Genomic DNA, 18,525 nt, shown 5'->3' on the forward strand with positions numbered 1-18,525 from the left:
CGCTCGGGGGCCGGCGCAGGTTGCGCCGCCGGCCGCTGCGGGCCGGGGCGCGGCCCGGGCGACGGGCGACCGGTCGTCTGCCCGCTCGCCGGACGCGGCGCGGGAGCGCTCTGCCGAGCGGTGGGCGCCGCCGGAGCGCTGCTGGGGGCCGGCGCAGAGCCGCCCTTCAACTTCTCGGTGAGCCGCCGCACGACGGGCGGCTCGATCGTCGAGGATGCGGAGCGGACGAACTCGCCCATCTCCTTGAGGGTGTTGAGAACCTCTTTGCTTTCGAGTCCGAACTCCTTGGCGAGTTCATAGACGCGGACCTTGGCCACTACTCTCCTTCAGGCCCGCGGGTGCGCAGGCCAGCTAGACGTTGCTGCTCATTTCTGGGTACTCATCGAGTGGTCATGAGCGTTAGCCCACCTTCTGGTTGTGCTGGTGTGTTCGCGCGGGTCGCGCGAAGCGCAGCTGACAGTCTACTCCGACTCGGCTCCGATTGCCCAAGCGGAGCCGCCCGCGTCGACGCGCGCGAGCACGGCGGCCACCGCCTCGGCCGGGCCGGGGTCGCCCCGCAGGGCTCGGCCGAGCGCCCTGCGTCGGAGGGCGAGCTGCCCGCAGCCCGGGTGCAGCCAGGCGCCACGGCCCGGCGTCGTGCGTCCCACGACCAGCCCGTCCGCGGTCAACGCGAGCCGGACCAGCGCCGCCTGGTCGTCGGCACGGCGGCACCCCACGCAGGTTCGGATCGGCACGCGGTCAGCCTAGGGCGCTCGCACCCGAACTCCCAGCCTGGGCACAGGAACGCCCGGGCGCTCCGACAGGTCGGCGGGGCTCCATGGGTGCATCGGGGCCCCCGGGGCCCACCTGTGACCGAGAGGAACAACCATGAACACCATCCAGAAGGTCGGCCTGGGCCTGGGCGCCCTGGCCCTGGGCGTCGGCGCCGCCGTCGGCGTCACCAACGCGGCCGAAACGGCCACGGCCGACACCCCCGCCACCCAGACCGACGCGAACGGGAGCACCCCCGCCGACGCCGCCCCGGGCGCCGACGCCGTAGACACCCGCGGCAACCGCGGCACTGACCCGACCACCTCCGGGGCAGACACCGGCGCCGCCGGTGAGGGTCGCCGCGGCGGTGGCCCGGGCGCCCGCATGGGCGATCTGGCCGCCGACCTGGCCACGGCGCTGGACGCCGACGAGGCCGCGATCCAGGAGGCCATCGACGCCACCATGGCGAGCCAGACCCCGCCGTCCGACGGTGAGCGCCCCGACGCAGCCGCCCTGCAGGAGACCCTGGCGACGGCCATCGCCGACCGACTGGGGATCGACGAGGCCACCGTGACCGCCGCCCTGGCGGACCTGCACCCCGGCGGAGGGCACCCGGGGGGCGGGGGCGGACACAGTGCAGACGGTGCCGAGGGGGCCGGCACGGACGGTGCCCCGGCCCCGGACGCCACAACCGAGACGAACGGCTGACCCACCGCACCGGGGCCCGCTCACAGGTTCCCGACAGGTGAACCCGAGGGTGTTGCCAACCGGCCCTGCTCCCATGGTGGGCAGCGAACACCGCTACACCAACGAAAGGACCATGCGCATGAAGACGATTCACAAAGTGGGGCTCGGCGTCGCCGCCGGCACCCTCGCCCTCGGAGGCATCGCCGGCACCACGCTGGCCCAGGCCGAGACCACCGCGAGCCCGACGCCCAGCGCGTCCGGCACCGCGGCGCCGGAGGCCTCGCAGCGCGGGGAGCACGGCGGCAAGGGTGGCCAGCGCGGCGGCCTGCGGGGCGCGGACGCCGCGGCGCTCGCCGAGAAGCTCGGCCTCGACGAGGCCACCGTGCAGTCCGCGCTCGAGACCGTGCGGGAGAACCTGCACGCCCAGGCCGACGACGCGGCCGACGGCACCCGACCCGATCGGGCGGCGCAGCAGCAGGCGATGGCCGAGGCGCTGGCGTCCGAGCTGGGCGTGACCGCCGAGCAGGTGACCACGGCGCTCGACGAGATCCGTGCCGATGCTCAGGCCGACCGCAAGGCGGACTTCCAGTCCACCCTGGACGCGGCGGTCAGCGACGGCACCCTCACCCAGGCCGAGGCCGACGCGGTGCTCAAGGCGGCCGACGCCGGCGTCATCGGCTACGGCGGCGGTCGCGGCCACCGCTGAGACTCCCGCACCACGACGCCCCGGGTTCCGCGCGGAACCCGGGGCGTCCGTGTGTCAGCCGGCTCAGGCCTGCGTGTCGGGCCGGATGTCGATGCGCCAGCCGGTCAGACGCGCCGCGAGCCGCGCGTTCTGGCCCTCGCGTCCGATGGCGAGGCTCAGCTGGTAGTCGGGCACGATCGCGCGGGCGGCCTTGGCGAACTGGTCGGTCACGATGACCTCGCTGACCTTCGCCGGGCTGAGCGCCTCGGCGACGAAGGCGGCACCATCGGCGGAGTAGTCGATGATGTCGATCTTCTCCCCGTTCAACTCGGTCATCACCGTGCGCACCCGCTGCCCCATGGGCCCGATGCAGGCCCCCTTCGCGGAGACGTTGGGGTCGTGGCTGATCACCGCGATCTTCGTGCGGTGGCCGGCCTCGCGCGCGATGGCCTTGATCTCGACGACGCCGGACGCGATCTCCGGCGCCTCCTGGCGGAACAGGCGCTGCACCAGGTTCGGGTGCGTCCGGGAGACCACGACCTGCGGGCCGCGGGGCTCGCGTCGCACCGCCACCACGTAGACGCGCATGCGGCGGCCGTGCTGGTAGGTCTCGTTCGGCACCTGCTCGGCGAGCGGCATGATGGCCTCGAGGGGCCCGAGATCGACCCGCACGGTGCGCGAGTCGCGGTCGGCCTGGACGACGCCGGTGACGATGTCGCCCTCCTTCGCGGAGAAGTGGCCGAACTTCTGCTCGTCCTCCGCCTCCCGCAGCCGCTGGAAGATCACCTGGCGCGCGGTGGCGGCCGCGACGCGCCCGAACCCCTCGGGCGTGTCCTCGTACCAGCCGACGACCTCGCCCTCGTCGTCGGTCTCGGGGGCGAGCACGGAGACGCTGCCGGTCTTGGTGTCCAGGTTCACCCGGGCGCCCTGCACCGGGTGGGCGGACTTCTCGTAGGCGTTGAGCAGGGCCTCCTCGAGGGCGTCCACCAGCACCGTCAGCGGGATGTCCTTGTCGCGCTCCAGCGCCCGCAGTGCGGTCATGTCGATGTCCATGTCACTCCTTGTCGTCGTCGGCGGCCAGCTCGTCGCCGTCGTCGCCCCTGTCCTCGGTGTCACCCAGGTCGTCGGTGTCGTCCTTGCGGAGTTCGACCTGGACGACCGCCTTGCGGATGTCGCCGAGGGCGATCTCGCGCGCGGCGCCGTCGACGTCGAGGGACACCTGGGCCTCGTCGGCGCCGGTGATGCGGCCGGTCAGTTTCTCCTCGGGCAGCGTGAGCGCCACGAGGCGTCCGATGTTGCGCCGGAAGTGGCGCGCCTGCGTCAGCGGCCGGGTGACACCGCGGCTGCTGACCTCGAGCGTGTAGGGGGCCTCCCCCGTGGCCGGCGACGCGTCCAGCGCCGCGGACACCGCACGCGTGGCGTCCGCGATCTCGTCCAGGCTGGGGCCGCGGCCCTCCGGGCCGTCGCCGTCGAGGTAGACCCGCAGCACGGAACGCTTGCCCGCGCGGGTGATCTCGATGCGGTCGACCTCCAGACCGGACTGCCGGGCGGCGGGTTCCACGACCTCGGCGATCGCTGCGTGGTCCATGGGGGCACTCCATCCAGTTGTGTCGAGATCCGAGGGTGTCGAGATCCGATTGCGTCGAGCGGTTGTCGCCGTGACGGTCCCCGCCCGGCTCGCAGGCCAGCATACCCACCCCGCTCGGTGAGGCTGGGCTACCCTCGACGCGTGCTGGGTCCTCACAAGCAGGTGGGTCGTCGGGCGGTGTTGACCGCCGGCCTGGCCGGGATCGCCGGCGTCGCGCTCCCGGGCTGCGCGCTCGTACCGGCCGGCGCCCCGCGTGTGGCGCCCTCGCCCACGGCGACGCCGCTGCCGGGGCAGGTCGCCTTGGGGACGCTGCGGGAGGCGCTCGCGTCCGCCGCGGGAACCCCGTGGCCGGACGCCCACGCCGCGCTGATCGCGTGGGCCCTCGGTGTGACCGCGGACCAGTGCGTCGCCGTCTCGCTGCCCGCCCCGACACCCGTCGCCGCCACCGCGACTCCCCCGGCCGAGCAGGCCGATCCGGCCCTGGTCGCGGCGCTGGCCGAAGCCCTGGGCAGCGCGGCGACGGCGTTCAGGGAACAGTCCGTGGCCGCGTCCTCGGCCCACCCGCTGGTGTGGGCGGCCATGGCGACGTGGGCGCTCGTCACCGCCGACCAGCTCGCCGACCCCATCGCGGCGCGGGAGCCCGCGCGCAGCGTCCTCGACCCGGCCGAGCAGTCGCCGGACGCCGCCCGCCAGGCCGCGCTCGACGCCTGTGCCGAGGTCTCGTGGGGCATCGAGGTGGCAGCGGGGGCGCCGGGGCTCTCGGCGGACGAGATGGCCCGGGCGCGGGGACGGCTCGACGCCTGGGCCGGGCACGCCGACGCGCTGCGCGAAGCCCTCGGCCCGACCCCGACCCCCCACGTGACGCCCGCGCAGCCCTGGTACGAGCTCGATCGGCCCGCGGACGCCACCGCCGCCCGAGCCCTCCTCGCCCGGTTGGAGGCCGACGCGCTGCCCGTGCTGGGGCGCTCCTTCGCATTCGGGGAGGCCTCGCCGCGTCCGCCGTTGCTGGATGCGCTGGCCGACGCGGCCGCCGACGTCCCCCGGTGGGGCGGGCTCGTGGAACGCTGGCCCGGGCTGCCGGCGAGCTGACGCGCGCGTCCACCCTCGCTCCCGCGGGCGAGGTCAGGCCACCAGCGGGGCCACCATGTCCCACGTCAGCTTGACGCCGAGGGCCACGATGACCACCAGGAACACCCGCCGGACGAAGGCGTTGCCGTGGCGCAGCGCCGTCCGGGCACCGGTCAGGCCCCCGAGCAGGTTGGCCGCCCCCATCGCCAGGGCGATGCCCCACAGGATGTTGCCGGTGGCGCCCAGCACGACGATGGCCGCGAGGTTGGTCGTCAGGTTCGCCAGCTTCGCGTAGGTGGTGGCGCTCAGGAACTCATACCCCATGACCCCGACGAGCGCGATGAGGAAGAACGAGCCGGTGCCGGGGCCGATGAAACCGTCCCACAGGCCGACAACCAGGCCGATCGCGCCGAGCAGCGCGAAGGCCCGCGAGCCCGTGTGCTTGGCCCGGTGCTGCAGGCCGAGCTGCGGGCGGCGCCAGGTGTAGGCCCCGACCCCGACCAGCGCGGCGAGGACGAGCGGGGTGAACGCCGCGCGGTCGAGGAAATGCGTCAGCCGTGCGCCCACGGCCGAGCCGGCCGCGGAGCCGGCCACGAGCGGCAGCACTCCCCACCAGGCGATGCGGACGCGTCGCAGATAGGTGAGCGCGGCGACCGATGTGCCGAGGAAGCTCGGCACCTTGTTGGTGCCCGAGATGGTCGGCACCGGGGTGTCGGCGGGCAGGCCGATCAGCAGGCTCGGCAGCTGGATGAGACCACCCCCGCCGACGATCGAGTCGACCCACCCGGCCAGGAAGGACGCGGTGACGAGGAAGGCGATCGTCGCCAGCGGCAGCTCGAGCCCGGTCACGACCGGTCCGACCGTCCCGGTCGCACCGTCGTGGCCGCCGTGTCAGGCCGGGCCGCGGTGGCCCACCGGCAGGGCCAGCCGCCCCGGGGCGGCATCAGCCGCGGACGAGGTCGATCACGTGGGCGGCGGCGTCCCCGGTGGAGACCTCCGACTTCGCCCCGGTGGCGCGGTCGCGGACCTCGATGACTCCCTCGGCCAGGCCGCGACCGACGACGACGGTCGTCGGCACACCCAGCAGCTCGGCATCCTTGAACTTGACCCCGGGGCTGGCCTTGCGGTCGTCCAGCAGGACGGCCACGCCCGCGGCGTCCAGGCCGGCGGCGAACTCCTCGGCCCAGGCGAGCACGGCCGCGTCCTTGCCGGTGGCGACGACGTGGACGTCGAAGGGCGCGAGGTTGCGCGGCCACGCCAGGCCGCGGTCGTCGCAGGTGCTCTCCGCGACGGCCGCCACCGCCCGGGAGACGCCGATGCCGTAGGAGCCCATCGTGACCGTCACGAGCTTGCCGTTCGGGTCGAGCACCTTCAGGCCGAGGGCGTCGGCGTACTTGCGGCCGAGCTGGAAGATGTGGCCCATTTCGATGCCCCGGGCCAGGCTGAGGGGGCCGGAGCCGTCGGGCGCGGGGTCGCCGTCGCGGATCTCGGCGACGTCGATCACCCCGTCGCTGGTGAAGTCGCGGCCGCACACCAGGTCGTACACGTGGTGACCGGGAGCGTTTGCGCCGGTGATCCAGCGGGTGCCCTCGACCACGGCGGGGTCGGTGAGATAGCGGACGCCCTTGCCGTCGGCATCCAGGCCGAGCGCGCGGCCGTGGGCGCCACCCTGGGTGTCGCCGTGGGTGTCGCCGGGGCCGATGTAGCCCTTGACGAGCTGGGGGTGGGCGGCGAACTCGGCGTCGCCGAACGGCTCCACCTCGGCGGGTTCGACGGCGGCCTCGAGACGCTTCATGTCGACCTCCCGGTCCCCAGGCAGGCCGATCGCCAGCGGCGTCCGGCTGCCGTCGGGGTGGCGCAGGCAGACGATCACGTTCTTGAGTGTGTCCGCGGCCGTCCAGGCGCGGTCCGCACGGGGGAAGCGGTCGTTGGAGAGCGCGACGAGGGACTCGATGGTGGGCGAGTCGGGGGTGTCCTCGACGTGGGCGGCCGGCGCGTCCGAGGCGTCCTGCGCCGCGGCGAGCGGGCGGCGGACGGCCTCGACGTTGGCGGCATACCCGCCGGGGCTGCGGACGAAGGTGTCCTCGCCGATGTCGGCCACCGCGAGGAACTCCTCCGACGCCGACCCGCCCATCGCGCCCGAAGTGGCGGACACGATGACGTAGGTGAGCCCCAGGCGGTCGAAGATCCGCTGGTAGGCCGCGCGGTGCCGGGCGTAGGAGGCCTCCAGACCGGCGTCGTCGATGTCGAAGGAGTAGGAGTCCTTCATGACGAACTCGCGGCCCCGCAGCAGCCCCGCGCGGGGCCGGGCCTCGTCGCGGTACTTGGTCTGGATCTGGTAGAGGCTGAGCGGCAGGTCCTTGTAGGAGGAGTAGAGGTCCTTCACCATGAGGGTGAACAGCTCCTCGTGGGTGGGGCCCAGCAACAGGTCGGTGCCCTTGCGGTCCTGCAAGCGGAACAGGTTGGGGCCGTACTCGGTCCAGCGGTTGGTCTCCTCGTAGGGCTCGCGGGGCAACAGCGCGGGGAACCGCACCTCCTGGGCGCCCATGGCGTCCATCTCCTCGCGGACGATCTGCTCGACCTTGTGCAGCACCCGCAGCCCGAGCGGCAGCCAGGAATAGATGCCGGGCGCGACGCGGCGGATGTAGCCGGCGCGCACGAGCCAGCGGTGGCTCGGCACCTCGGCGTCGGCGGGGTCGTCGCGGAGCGTGCGGACGAAGAGTTCGGACATGCGGGTGATCACGAACGCCAAGCCTAGGGGATGGTGTGCGTGGCGACCGGTTGGGGATCGCCCGGCGGGCGCAGGCGTTGCGGACGCCCGAACCCGCGTGCGGGGCGTTGCCCTGTCGTTGGCACCGCCGCCCTGCTGCTGCCGCCGCCACCCTGTCGTTCGGGTCGCCAACCCTGTCGTTTGGGTCGCCTAGCCTGTCGTTCTGGTCGCCACCCTGTCGTTCTGGCCGCCACCCTGCTGGGAGGCCACCGCCCTGCCGTCGCAACGGCAGGGGGGTGCGCTCCGGGCAGGGGGGCGACAAGAAGGGCAGGGTGGCGGTTCCGTGGCGGGGCCCCGCACGTCCGACGAGGGACACACCAGCCCGGGAGCCACCCCGCTCCCGACGCTCGGGGCGTCCGGGCTGCGTCGCGGATCAGACTCCGGTTCAGGGGCGCGTGTGCACCGGATCGGCGTCGGTGGTGGGCAGCGGGGCGGTGGTGGCGTGGTCCTCGAGGTCGGCGTCGCCGCGCCGGGTGGCGATGAGGCTGGTCGTGACGACGAGCGCGAGGATGCCGATGATGACGCCGAGGGACGCCAGGGTGGGCACCTCCGGGATCCACGACCACACGCCGTGCGCCCAGTGCAGCACCAGCTTGACCCCGATGAACGCCAGGATCGCCGCCAGGCCGTAGCCGAGGTGAACCAGCTTGCCGAGGGCGCCCTCGAGCACGAAGTACAGCGCGCGCAGGCCGAGCAGGGCGAAGGCGTTGGTGGCGAAGACGAGGTAGGGGTCGTCGGTGATGCCGTAGACGGCCGGCACCGAGTCGACCGCGAACACCACGTCGATGCTCAGGATGGCCAAGATGACCAGGGCCATCGGGGTGAGCGCGCGGCGTCCGTCGCCGTCCTGGGCGGTGAGGGCCGGGCCGTGGTACCGGTCGGTGACAGGCCAGAAGCGGCGCACGAGCCTGACGATCTTCAGCTCGGAGACGTCGATGTGCTCGTCCTCGGGGGCCATCGCGTCGCGCAGCGTCTTGATGGCGGTCGCGAACAGGATCGCACCGAACAGCAGGAACGCCCACGACAGCGAGCTGACGAGCTGGGCGCCGACCGCGATGAACGCGCCGCGCAGCACCAGGGCGCCGACGACGCCGAACAGCAGGGCACGCTGGCGCAGTTCGCGCGGCACCGCGAACGCGGTCAGCAGCAGCATGAACACGAACAGGTTGTCGACGCTCAACGTCTTTTCGACGAGATAGCCCGTCATGAACTCCAGGCCGCGGTCGCCGCCGTAGGTGTTCCACACCCACGCGCCGAACGCCAGGGGAAGCGCGATGTAGAACACCGACCAGCCGACGGCCTCCTTCATGGAGACCTCGTGGGGCTTGCGGGTGAGCAGGAAGTCCATCACCACGAGGGCGAGGACGGCGGCAATGGTGATGCCCCAGAGCAGGGGTGTGCCGACAGGCATGGAGGCTCCTCGGTCTGTTGAACGGCCGAGGTCTCCTTCACCCGATGGATCGGGCGTCGCACCGGGGCTGCCATGGGGCCACCGCACTGACCGGTCGCGAACTTGGGAAGTACTCCCCTCAGGCAGCCCAGCCTACGAGGTGGGTGACCGTTCCATCAACTCGGTTGCCAACGACCCCCTCAGTCCACCCGCACCCGCACCCGGGGACCGCGATGGCCAACCATCCGGGCAGGCAGCGACGCAACAACCCCCGACCCGCGGGGACCTCAGAACAGCACGGACGCCAACGCGCCGACTTCGGCGTACCCACACCGGCGGTAGGTCGCGACCGCGGGGGCGTTGAAGTCGTTGACGTACAGCGACGCCGTCCGGCCGCTGGCGACGATCGCGTCCGTGACGCCGGCCATGCCGCCGACCGACAGCCCCCTCCCCCGCAGCTCGGGTTTCACCCACACGCCCTGCACCTGCGCGACCCGGCTGCTCATGGCGCCCAGATCCGCCTTGAACACCACCTCGGCACCCTCGACGATCGTGAACGCCCGGCGCTGCTCGATCAGGGACCGGACGTAGGTGCGGTAACCCACGGGGTTGGTGATGAGGGGGTCCTCCTCGAGCTCCTCGTGGTACATCGCGGCGGCCGCCCTGAAGTAGGAGTCGAAGTCGTCGGCGACGGCGAGGCGCAGGCGGGGGTCGGCGGGGGCGTCCGACGCCGCCGACCGCGCCATCAACAACTGCCGCGGCCGCATCACCCGCACCGCCTCGTAGCTCTCCCCCCAGCGCTCACACAGGGCGTGCCACAGGCCGAGCACGTCGGAGGCCGGCCCGACCATCGCGATGAAGTTGCGCCAGCGGCCGAGATCGTCGACGAACGCGGCGCGCGCCTCGGCGTCCATGTTGACCGGGACGCAGTTCGCGCCGAGGTGCAGCAGGGCGTAGGGGTTGCGGCGCGGATACCCCCACACCTCGCCCACGCCCCCGGGTGCCAAGACGCCGGCGTCCACCCGGGAGGCGAGGAAGCAGTTGACCACCGGATCCGCGTCGACGATGCGCGCGACGCGGTCGCGGTCGCGCTCGTCGAGGACGCGGCAGTGCCTCAACTCACCGTCACCTCCGGCTTCTCACCGGTGTGCTCCATGTCGGCCGCCAGCTTGTTGGCCTCCTCGATGAGCGTGGCCACGATCTCGGACTCCGGCACGGTCTTGATGACCTCACCCTTGATGAAGATCTGGCCCTTGCCGTTGCCGGCGGCCACGCCGAGGTCGGCCTCGCGCGCCTCGCCGGGGCCGTTGACGACGCAGCCCATGACGGCGATGCGCAGCGGCGCGGTGAGGCCCTCCAGGCCGTCGGTCACCTCGTTGGCGAGCCCCCAGATGTCGACCTGGGCGCGCCCGCACCCGGGGCACGACACGATCTCCATCTGGCGCTGCCGCAGGTTGAGCGACTCCAGGATCTTGAGGCCGACCTTGACCTCCTCCACCGGCGGGGCCGACAGCGACACGCGGATGGTGTCGCCGATGCCCTCGGCGAGCAGCACCCCGAAGGCCACCGAGCTCTTGATCGTGCCCTGGAACGCCGGGCCGGCCTCGGTGACGCCCAGGTGCAGCGGGTAGTCGCACTGCGCCGAGAGCTGCCGGTAGGCGTTCACCATGACGATCGGATCGTTGTGCTTGACCGAGATCTTGAAGTCGCGGAAGTCGTGCTCCTCGAACAGGGACGCCTCCCACAGCGCCGACTCCGCGAGCGCCTCGGCCGTCGGGCCGCCGTGCTTGGCGAGGATGCGCTTGTCGAGCGACCCGGCGTTGACGCCGATCCGCAGGCTCACGCCGGCGTCGGTCGCCGCCTTCGCGATCTCGCCCACCTTGTCGTCGAACTGCTTGATGTTGCCCGGGTTGACGCGGACGGCCGCGCATCCGGCGTCGATCGCCGCGAACACGTACTTGGGCTGGAAGTGGATGTCCGCGATGACCGGGATCTGGCTCTTCTTCGCGATGATGTGCAGCACGTCGGCGTCGTCCTGGCTGGGGACGGCCACGCGCACGATGTCGCAGCCGGACGCCGTCAGCTCGGCGATCTGCTGCAGCGTGCCGTTGATGTCGGTGGTCTTGGTGGTGGTCATCGACTGCACCGAGACCTGCGCACCGCCGCCGACCGCCACCTTGCCGACGTTGATGCGGCGGGTGGGGCGCCGGGGGGCGAGCACCGGCGGGGGCGTGGCGGGCATGCCGAGGTTGACGGTCATGGAACTCCTTAGGACAACTGCATCGGTCTGACGATATCGGCCACGATGACGATGAGGCCGCAGAGCAGCAGGAATCCTGCCACCACGTACGTCACCGGCACCATCTTGGCCGTGTCGAGGGGTTTGGGTTGCGGCCGGCCCGTGAGGCGGGCGGCCGCGCGGCGGACGCCCTCCCACAGCGCGCCGGCCATGTGGCCGCCGTCCAGGGGTGGCAGCGGCACGAGGTTGAACAGGGCCAAGAAGAGGTTGACCGCGGCGAGCAGGTTCGCGAAGAACGCGACGCGCGCGCCGGCGTCCACCTGGTCGGACGCCGCCACCTGCCCCGCCATCGCGCTGGCACCCACGATGGACACGGGGTCATAGAGGCTCCGGGGCTGGCCGGTCACCAGGTCGACGGTCAGGTTCCAGACCCGCACCGGGAACTGCGCGAGGGCCACCACCGACTGCCGGGTCATGAGCCAGAGATCCGACAGCGCCTCGCCGGGCCCGCCGCGCTGGAACTCGCTCACCGGCATAAACCCCAGCCAGCCGGCGTCCACCGCCCGGCTGGGGTCGAGCGTGGCGGGCACTTGGCGGACCAGGGTGTGGACGGTGGGGAGGGTCAGCTCGGTGCCGTCCCGCTCGACGACGAGGGTCATCTCGCCGCCCATGTTGGCGCGGATCAGCTCCGACAGCTGCCCCTGGCTGTGGATCGCGGTGCCGTTGAACGCCACGATCCGGTCCCCCGCCTCGAGCCCGGCCTGCACGGACGGGGTGGGCTGGTCGGCGTCCGTGCACGTCATGTCGTCCCGCGGCTCGGCGACGAGGCAGTTCACGGTCGAGGCGACCACCGGCTGGTCGCGCCAGGCGCCGTACAGTCCGACGACGCCCCACATCAGCACGAACGCGATGAGCAGGTTCATCGCCGGGCCGCCGAACATCACGATGAGTTTCTGCCACGTGGCCCGCTCGTGGAACAACCGGCCACGGTCGGCCGGCGTGATGTCCTCCCACTCCGCGGCTCGGGCGTCGTCGGCGAGGCGCTGCAGGCGGGAGTCCTTCGCGGTGGGATCGAACGGCGGGTACATGCCCAGCAGCTGGACGAAACCGCCCAGCGGGAACGCCTTGATGCCGTACTCGGTCTCCCCGCGGCGGATCGACCACAGCGTCGGGCCGAACCCGACGAAGTAGCGCGGCACCTTCACGCCGAACAGCTTGGCCGGCACCATGTGCCCCACCTCGTGCAGCGCCACCGAGGCCATGAGCAGCGAGAAGAACGCGATCGCGAACACGATCGTCCACACCAGGGTCATGCAGGCGCCCCCGCGAGCTCGGCGGCCCGCCGGCGCGCCCACGCGTCCGCCGCGAGCACGGCGTCCACGCTCAGATCGGCGTCGGCCACGTGAGCGCCGCCCAGATGTTCTGCCACCACGGCCTCCACGGTATCCACGATGCCCAAGAACCCGAGGGTGCCGGCGCAGAAGGCGTCCACGCACACCTCGTTGGCGGCGTTGAACACCGCCGGCGCCGTGCCGGCCGCGCGGCCGCAGCGCCGGGCGAGTTCGACCGCGCCGAAGGCCTCGCTGTCGAGCGGCTCGAAGTGCCACGAGCGGGGCACGGACCAGTCGTAGGCGGACGCGGCGTCCGGCACCCGCGCCGGCCACGCCAGGCCGAGCGCGATGGGCAACCGCATGTCGGGCGGGGACGCCTGGGCGATCGTCGAGCCGTCGACGAACTCCACCATCGAGTGCACATCCGAGCTGGGGTGGACGACGACGGTGATCGCGTCGTAGTCGACCCCGTAGAGCAGCGCCGCCTCGATGAGCTCGAGACCCTTGTTGACCAGGGTGGCGGAGTTGATCGTGATGACGCGGCCCATGTTCCAGGTGGGGTGGGCCAGGGCCTGTTCGGGCGTCACGTCGGCCAGCTCGGTGCGGCTGCGGCCGCGGAACGGCCCGCCGGAGGCGGTGAGCACCAGCCGGCGGACCTCCTCGGCGCGCCCCGCCCGCAGCGCCTGCGCGAACGCGGAGTGCTCGGAGTCGACCGCGACGAGCTGGCCCGGCGCGGCGGCGTCCGTGACGAGCCGCCCGCCGATGACGAGGGACTCCTTGTTGGCCAGCGCCAGCGTGGTGCCGGCCTCCAGCGCGGCGAGCGTGGGGGTGAGACCCGCCGCGCCCGTGATGGCGTTGAGCACGACGTCGCAGGGCAGCGCGGCGGCACGGTCGTTGCCGCCACTCCCCCAGATCTCGGGCGCGTCGTCGCCAAGCCGTTCGCGCAGGGCGGCGGCCGCGGCGTCCGTGCTGAGCGCGACGACGTCGGGGCGGAACTGGGCGACCTGGGCGGCCACGAGCTCGACGTTGGAGCCCGCGGTGAGGGCCCGGACGCGGAACTGCTCGGGCCGCGCGGCGACCACGTCCAGCGCCTGGGTGCCGATGGAGCCGGTACCGCCGAGGATCACCACGTCACGCATCTGGCTAGTCTCTCACCATGCGCGCTGAAATCGAGTCGCTGGCAACGTTGGACGCCCACCTCCGCAGCACCGGGTCGCTCGCGGGGTGCATCGTGAAGTCGATGGACCTGCGCGGCCGCGGCGCGGTGCTCGAGCGCGTCGAGGTGCACAACGCGTTCTTCCTCGGCTGCCGGCTCAAGCACCGCACGGCCACCTCGCTGGCCGAGCGCGGCGCCACGGTGTTCCCGCGGCTGCCGCAGGTGCCCTTCGACGCCTACCGGCCCGCCCTGTACGCCGCAGAGGACCTCTACGCGGGCCTCGAGGCCGGGTACGCGACCACCAAGGACGCCGTCATCTACGCCTGGACCCTGCGCGACCGCTCCCGGTTGCTGGACGCCGGCGTCGCCCAGGCGTTGCACGACCACTTCATGTCCGACGGGCTCGCCGAGGCCGTGCCCGAGCCGCGCACCGCGGTCGGCGTCATGGGCGGCCACGCCGTCGGACGCGGCACGCCCGCCTTCGTCGAGACCGCCCACCTCGGACGCCGCCTCGCCGAGGCCGGGCACCTGGTGCTCACCGGCGGCGGGCCGGGCGCGATGGAGGCGGCCAACCTGGGCGCCTCGCTCAACGGCACGGCCGCCGACGTGGAGGCCGCCTGCGCGCACCTGGCGTCCGTGCCGTCGTTCGAGCCGGACGTGGGCGCCTGGGTCGGTGCGGCGATGGAGGTCAGGCGGCGTTGGGACTGCACCCGGGCCAACGTCGGCGTCCCCACCTGGTTCTACGGCCATGAGCCGCCCAACGTGTTCGGCACCGGCATCGCGAAGTACTTCGACAACGCGATCCGCGAGGACATCCTGCTGCGCCTGTGCGGCGCCGGCATCATCTATGTGCCGGGCCGCGCGGGCACAACCCAGGAGATCTTCCAGGCCCTCACGCGCAACTACTACGCCTCCGACGAACGCCAGGTGACCCCGATGATCCTGGTCGGGCGCGCCTACTGGCAGGAGCAGCTCCCCGCATGGCCGCTCGTGGCGGCGTTGGCGTCCGGGCGGCTGATGGAGCCGCACGTGCACCTCGTCGACAGCATGGACGAGGCCCTCGAGGTCGTCCCGTCGCCCTCACCGACGAGGCGCCGGACGCCCCCGGGCGAGCAACCACGCACCGCGAGCGACGAGTAACAGCCCCACGGCGAGGACCACGACCTTGGCCCCGCCGTCACTGAGCTGCCAGCTCACGGCCGACGAGGCCAGGCAGCACAACCCGCCCAGCACGAAGCACAGGCCGGTGTGGTGATCGGACGGGGGTTTCAACGACCACCGCCCGGGCCTCCCCGACGTCATCATCAGGCGCCTTGGGCGGCCAGCTGCCCGCAGGCCCCGTCGATCTCGCGGCCGCGGGTGTCGCGGATCGTGGCCGCGATGCCGCGCGCGTTCAGGCGCCGGACGAACTTGTGCTCGTCGGCGCGCCGCGAGGCGGTCCACTTCGACCCCGGGGTCGGGTTGAGTGGGATCGGGTTGACGTGCACCCAGTGCGCGCCGCGGCCGTCGGCGGTGAGGAGCGCGCCCAGGGCGTCCGCCCGCCACGCCTGGTCGTTGACGTCGCGGATGAGCGCGTACTCGATCGACACCCGGCGCCCGGTGGTGCGGAAGTAGGCGTGCGCGGCGTCCACCACCTCGGCGAGGGGGAAGCGGGTGTTGATCGGCACCAGCGTGTCGCGCAGTTCGTCGTCGGGCGCGTGCAGGCTGACGGCCAAGGTGACCGGCACGCCTTCGGTGGTGAGCTGCCGGATGCGGGGCACCAGCCCGACGGTCGAGATCGTGATGCCGCGCGCGCTGAGCCCGATGTCGTCGACCATGCGGCGGACCGAACCCATCACGGCGTTGTAGTTGGCCATCGGCTCGCCCATGCCCATGAACACGATGTTGGTGAGGCGGACGCGGGCCGCTGCGGCCACCACCTGGGCCACGATCTCGCCGGTGGACATGTTGCGCTGCAGGCCGCCCTGGCCGGTGGCGCAGAACGGGCAGGCCATGCCGCAGCCCGCCTGGCTCGACACGCACAGGGTGGCGCGTCGGCGTCCGGAGCCGCTCGACCGCTTGCCAGCGACGCCGTACTCCATGAGCACGCTCTCGACCAGCGCGCCGTCGTGGAGACGCCACAGCGTCTTGACCGTCGTGCCCTCGTCGGCGGCCTGCTCCCGCACCGGGCTCAGCAGCGCCGGGAAGAACCGCTCGGCCACCTCGTCGCGCGCGGCGGCGGGCAGGTCGGTCCATGTCGAGGGATCGGCGTTGGCGTGGCGGTAGTACTGGGTGTCGAACTGCGAGGCCCGGAACGGGGGCAACCCGGCGTCCGTGACGGCGCCGCGCCGCTCGTCGGGGGCCAGGTCGGCCCAGTGCCGCGGCGGCTTGCCGCGCCGCGGGGCGTCGAAGCGCAGCGGCAGCGTCCGCCCGGCGCGGGCGTGGGCGTCCAACTCGTCGACGCGGGCCTGTTCGGCGGCGGTCAGTCCATCGGTCACCCGACAAGGCTAGCGGGCCCCTCCGACAGCGGGCACGGGCGGGGGCTCAGCCCCCGGGGACGAAGAGGTACATCACCCACCACGCGGGGGCAGCGGCGACCAGCATGGAGTCCAGGCGGTCCATGATGCCGCCGTGCCCGGGCAGGATCGAACTCATGTCCTTGATCCCGACGTCGCGCTTGATCGCGCTCTCGATGAGATCGCCGACGGTGGCGAACACGACCACGACGAGGCCGAGCAGGACGCCGACCCACCAAGCCACCCCCAGCACCCCCATGCACAGGGCCACGCCGACCCCGACGGTGAACACGGCCGAGCCGACCAGACCCTCCCACGTCTTCTTGGGGCTGAGCACGGGCGCCAATGGCGTCCGGCCGAAGAGCACCCCCACCGCGTAACCCCCGGTGTCGTTGGCGACCACGCAGAGCAGGAATGCGATCATGCGCGCCGCGCCTTGGTCGCCGGCGAGGATCAGCGCGGTGAACGAGCCGAGCAGGGCCACGTAGCCGATGATGAACACGCTCCCCGCGGCGTCGCGGACGAAGTGCTCGTGCCCCTTGGGCAGACGCGCGATCAGCGCCGCCAGCACCGTCGCGCCGAGGAACGCCAGCAGGGCGGAGTGCCACGGCATGTCGAGCAACCCCACCCCCGTGGACGCCGCGTAGGTGCCCACGATCATCGCGAAGGTACCCAGCACGATGGGCTTGATCGCCGGGCGCACGCCCTGGCGGCGCAGCGCCCAGTTGATCTCGATCGCCGCCAGCGAGAGCATCACGGCCGCGAAGACGATGAAACCCCAGTGGAACCACGCCAGCGTCACCACGACGAGGCCGATCAGACCCACCCCCACGGCGATCGCGGCCGGCAGGTCACGGCCCGCGGACCGCCGCTTGGTGGTGGGTGCCCCCGTCGCGGGGGCAGCGCCGGGAACGTCGGCCATCAGACCTCGAGCAGCTCGGCTTCCTTGGCCTTGAGCAGGTCGTTGACCTGCTCCTCGTACTTCTTGGTGACCGTGTCGAGGTGCTTCTCGGCGCTCTTGGCGTCGTCCTCGCCGATCTCCTTGTCCTTCGCCAGCTTCTTGACCGCGTCGACGGCGTGGCGGCGGTTGTTCCGGATCGCGACGCGCGCCTCCTCGGCCTTGGTGCGGGCGACCTTGATGTACTCCTTGCGGCGCTCCTCGGTGAGCTGCGGCATCACGATGCGGATGACGTTGCCGTCGTTCGCGGGGTTGACGCCGAGGTCGGAGTCGCGGATCGCCTTCTCGATGCCGGCCATCGCACCCCGGTCGAACGGGCTGATGAGCACGATGCGGGCCTCGGGCACCTGGAAGGTGGCCAGCTGCTGCAACGGCGTCTGCGCACCGTAGTAGTCGACCATGAGCTTGTTGAACATCGCCGGGTGGGCGCGCCCGGTGCGGATCGCACCGAACTCCTCCCGCGCGTGTTCGACGGTGCCCCGGTTCTTCTGTTCGGCGGAGCTGACGATCTCGGACGTCATCGTGGATCCCTTCGGTGGATGGGTGGTCAGGCGTGGACGGACGTACCGATCTTCTCACCGGCAATGACGCGGGCGATGTTGCCGCGGACGCCGAGGTCGAAGAAGATCATCGGGAGGCCGTTGTCACGAGCCAGGCTGATGGCGGTGGCGTCCGCCACCTTGAGGTCGTTCGCGAGGAAGTCGGTGTACGTGAGCTGGTCGTAGCGACGGGCCTCGGGGTTGGTGCGCGGATCGGAGTCGTAGACGCCGTCGGTGCCGTTCTTGCTCATCAGCAGCACGTCGGCGCGAATCTCGAGGGCGCGTTGAGCGGCGACCGTGTCGGTGGAGAAGAACGGCATGCCGGAGCCGGCGCCGAACAGGACGACCCGGCCCTTCTCGAGGTGGCGAACGGCCCGCAGCGGAATGTAGGGCTCGGCGACCTGGCCCATCGTGATGGCGGTCTGCACGCGGGTGGGGACGCCGGCCTGCTCCAGGAAGTCCTGCAGGGCCAGGCAGTTCATGACCGTGCCGAGCATGCCCATGTAGTCGGCCCGGCGGCGCTCCATGCCGCGCTGCTGCAGCTGGGCACCCCGGAAGAAGTTGCCGCCGCCGGTGACGACGGCGACCTCGACCCCGTCCGCCACGATCTCGGCGATCTCGTCGGCGACGCCGGCGATGATGTCCGGGTCGACCCCGACGCTGCCACCCCCGAACGCCTCTCCGGAGAGCTTCAGCAGAACGCGGCGGTACTTCGACATCGGGACAGGTCCCCCTTCACAGGTGGTGGTGACGCGGCGGGCCGGCGGCCGGTGCCCGCTCCGGCCGGGGCCGGACGGACGAGAAGTGGCGTGCACCGTATGGACGGTGCACGCCACTGTAGTTGAGAACCGAGGACTGCGCCGGGGTCA

19 protein-coding genes are annotated in these 18,525 nt (G+C 72.4%); 4 read left to right on the plus strand and 15 right to left on the minus strand.

Features of this window, described 5'->3' with window-relative positions; genetic code table 11:
• On the minus strand, positions 1–317 hold a 317-nt coding region (locus IFY26_RS16675; RefSeq protein WP_232550135.1), incomplete at its 3' end, for a translation initiation factor IF-2 N-terminal domain-containing protein.
• Positions 318–461: 144 nt separating this feature from the next.
• Complete coding sequence (locus IFY26_RS16680) at positions 462–734, minus strand: YlxR family protein (protein WP_232550136.1); 273 nt, start codon at positions 732–734, stop codon at positions 462–464.
• Between the two features lie 133 nt (positions 735–867).
• On the opposite strand from IFY26_RS16680, the gene IFY26_RS16685 reads away from it, so the two are divergent.
• Positions 868–1,458, plus strand: a complete 591-nt coding sequence (locus IFY26_RS16685; RefSeq protein ID WP_232550137.1) for a hypothetical protein — start codon at positions 868–870, stop codon at positions 1,456–1,458.
• Between the two features lie 118 nt (positions 1,459–1,576).
• Positions 1,577–2,143: a hypothetical protein gene (locus IFY26_RS16690; RefSeq protein WP_232550138.1), complete on the plus strand. Its 567-nt coding sequence runs from the start codon at positions 1,577–1,579 to the stop codon at positions 2,141–2,143.
• 63 nt (positions 2,144–2,206) lie between these two features.
• On the opposite strand, the gene nusA is transcribed toward IFY26_RS16690, so the two are convergent.
• Together nusA and rimP are read right to left on the minus strand one after the other, a co-directional pair.
• Positions 2,207–3,175 carry a transcription termination factor NusA gene (nusA, locus tag IFY26_RS16695; RefSeq protein WP_232550139.1) on the minus strand — a complete coding sequence of 323 codons (969 nt, stop codon included), beginning with the start codon at positions 3,173–3,175 and terminating at the stop codon, positions 2,207–2,209.
• A gap of 1 nt (position 3,176) precedes the next feature.
• Positions 3,177–3,710 carry a ribosome maturation factor RimP gene (gene rimP / locus IFY26_RS16700; protein ID WP_232550140.1) on the minus strand — a complete coding sequence of 178 codons (534 nt, stop codon included), beginning with the start codon at positions 3,708–3,710 and terminating at the stop codon, positions 3,177–3,179.
• Between the two features lie 141 nt (positions 3,711–3,851).
• Between rimP and IFY26_RS16705 the strand changes: the two genes are divergently transcribed.
• Positions 3,852–4,799, plus strand: a complete 948-nt coding sequence (locus IFY26_RS16705) for a hypothetical protein (RefSeq protein WP_232550141.1) — start codon at positions 3,852–3,854, stop codon at positions 4,797–4,799.
• Between the two features lie 33 nt (positions 4,800–4,832).
• Here IFY26_RS16705 and IFY26_RS16710 read toward each other — a convergent pair whose 3' ends face one another.
• The 7 genes from IFY26_RS16710 to dxr form a co-directional block, all read right to left on the minus strand.
• Entirely contained in the window at positions 4,833–5,627 is a 795-nt protein-coding gene (locus IFY26_RS16710; RefSeq protein WP_232550142.1) for a sulfite exporter TauE/SafE family protein, read from the minus strand.
• A gap of 94 nt (positions 5,628–5,721) precedes the next feature.
• Positions 5,722–7,521, minus strand: a complete 1,800-nt coding sequence (locus IFY26_RS16715) for a proline--tRNA ligase (RefSeq protein ID WP_232550143.1) — start codon at positions 7,519–7,521, stop codon at positions 5,722–5,724.
• Positions 7,522–7,933: 412 nt separating this feature from the next.
• Positions 7,934–8,959, minus strand: coding sequence for a TerC family protein (locus IFY26_RS16720; RefSeq protein ID WP_232550144.1), 1,026 nt, complete (start codon positions 8,957–8,959; stop codon positions 7,934–7,936).
• A gap of 266 nt (positions 8,960–9,225) precedes the next feature.
• Entirely contained in the window at positions 9,226–10,056 is an 831-nt protein-coding gene (locus IFY26_RS16725) for a GNAT family N-acetyltransferase (RefSeq protein WP_232550145.1), read from the minus strand.
• The gene (gene ispG, locus IFY26_RS16730; RefSeq protein WP_232550146.1) at positions 10,053–11,198 is read right to left on the minus strand and encodes a flavodoxin-dependent (E)-4-hydroxy-3-methylbut-2-enyl-diphosphate synthase; all 1,146 of its coding nucleotides are present in this window, start codon (positions 11,196–11,198) and stop codon (positions 10,053–10,055) included. The genes IFY26_RS16725 and ispG overlap by 4 nt, the downstream gene beginning before the upstream one ends.
• Positions 11,199–11,206: 8 nt before the next feature.
• Positions 11,207–12,490: a M50 family metallopeptidase gene (locus IFY26_RS16735; protein WP_232550147.1), complete on the minus strand. Its 1,284-nt coding sequence runs from the start codon at positions 12,488–12,490 to the stop codon at positions 11,207–11,209.
• Positions 12,487–13,647, minus strand: coding sequence for a 1-deoxy-D-xylulose-5-phosphate reductoisomerase (gene dxr / locus IFY26_RS16740; RefSeq protein WP_232550148.1), 1,161 nt, complete (start codon positions 13,645–13,647; stop codon positions 12,487–12,489). Before dxr ends, IFY26_RS16735 begins: the two co-directional genes overlap by 4 nt.
• Before the next feature lie 17 nt (positions 13,648–13,664).
• On the opposite strand from dxr, the gene IFY26_RS16745 reads away from it, so the two are divergent.
• Complete coding sequence (locus IFY26_RS16745) at positions 13,665–14,804, plus strand: LOG family protein (protein ID WP_232550149.1); 1,140 nt, start codon at positions 13,665–13,667, stop codon at positions 14,802–14,804.
• A 164-nt stretch (positions 14,805–14,968) separates the two neighbouring features.
• Here the strand turns inward: IFY26_RS16745 and rlmN are convergent, their stop codons facing one another.
• From rlmN to pyrH, 4 genes are read right to left on the minus strand one after another with little or no spacing between them, the layout of a single operon-like run.
• A complete protein-coding gene (gene rlmN, locus IFY26_RS16750) occupies positions 14,969–16,129 on the minus strand; it encodes a dual-specificity RNA methyltransferase RlmN (RefSeq protein ID WP_232550153.1) in 1,161 nt (386 codons plus the stop codon).
• A 58-nt stretch (positions 16,130–16,187) separates the two neighbouring features.
• Complete coding sequence (locus IFY26_RS16755) at positions 16,188–17,081, minus strand: phosphatidate cytidylyltransferase (RefSeq protein ID WP_232550150.1); 894 nt, start codon at positions 17,079–17,081, stop codon at positions 16,188–16,190.
• Positions 17,081–17,638, minus strand: coding sequence for a ribosome recycling factor (frr, locus tag IFY26_RS16760; RefSeq protein WP_232550151.1), 558 nt, complete (start codon positions 17,636–17,638; stop codon positions 17,081–17,083). The genes IFY26_RS16755 and frr overlap by 1 nt, the downstream gene beginning before the upstream one ends.
• Before the next feature lie 26 nt (positions 17,639–17,664).
• A complete protein-coding gene (gene pyrH / locus IFY26_RS16765; RefSeq protein ID WP_232550152.1) occupies positions 17,665–18,375 on the minus strand; it encodes a UMP kinase in 711 nt (236 codons plus the stop codon).
• Positions 18,376–18,525 lie beyond the last annotated feature (150 nt).

It is taken from the genome of Propioniciclava soli (assembly GCF_014858005.1).
GTDB lineage: Bacteria > Actinomycetota > Actinomycetes > Propionibacteriales > Propionibacteriaceae > Propioniciclava > Propioniciclava soli.

Coding starts and splice junctions, on each gene's coding strand:
- IFY26_RS16745 (WP_232550149.1), top strand. CDS start 13,665: ATGCGCGCTGAAATCGAGTCGCTGGCAACGTTGGACGCCCACCTCCGC.
- nusA (WP_232550139.1), bottom strand. CDS start 3,175: ATGGACATCGACATGACCGCACTGCGGGCGCTGGAGCGCGACAAGGAC.
- IFY26_RS16720 (WP_232550144.1), bottom strand. CDS start 8,959: ATGCCTGTCGGCACACCCCTGCTCTGGGGCATCACCATTGCCGCCGTC.
- rimP (WP_232550140.1), bottom strand. CDS start 3,710: ATGGACCACGCAGCGATCGCCGAGGTCGTGGAACCCGCCGCCCGGCAG.
- pyrH (WP_232550152.1), bottom strand. CDS start 18,375: ATGTCGAAGTACCGCCGCGTTCTGCTGAAGCTCTCCGGAGAGGCGTTC.
- IFY26_RS16690 (WP_232550138.1), top strand. CDS start 1,577: ATGAAGACGATTCACAAAGTGGGGCTCGGCGTCGCCGCCGGCACCCTC.
- IFY26_RS16685 (WP_232550137.1), top strand. CDS start 868: ATGAACACCATCCAGAAGGTCGGCCTGGGCCTGGGCGCCCTGGCCCTG.
- frr (WP_232550151.1), bottom strand. CDS start 17,638: ATGACGTCCGAGATCGTCAGCTCCGCCGAACAGAAGAACCGGGGCACC.
- dxr (WP_232550148.1), bottom strand. CDS start 13,647: ATGCGTGACGTGGTGATCCTCGGCGGTACCGGCTCCATCGGCACCCAG.
- ispG (WP_232550146.1), bottom strand. CDS start 11,198: ATGACCGTCAACCTCGGCATGCCCGCCACGCCCCCGCCGGTGCTCGCC.
- IFY26_RS16735 (WP_232550147.1), bottom strand. CDS start 12,490: ATGACCCTGGTGTGGACGATCGTGTTCGCGATCGCGTTCTTCTCGCTG.
- IFY26_RS16755 (WP_232550150.1), bottom strand. CDS start 17,081: ATGGCCGACGTTCCCGGCGCTGCCCCCGCGACGGGGGCACCCACCACC.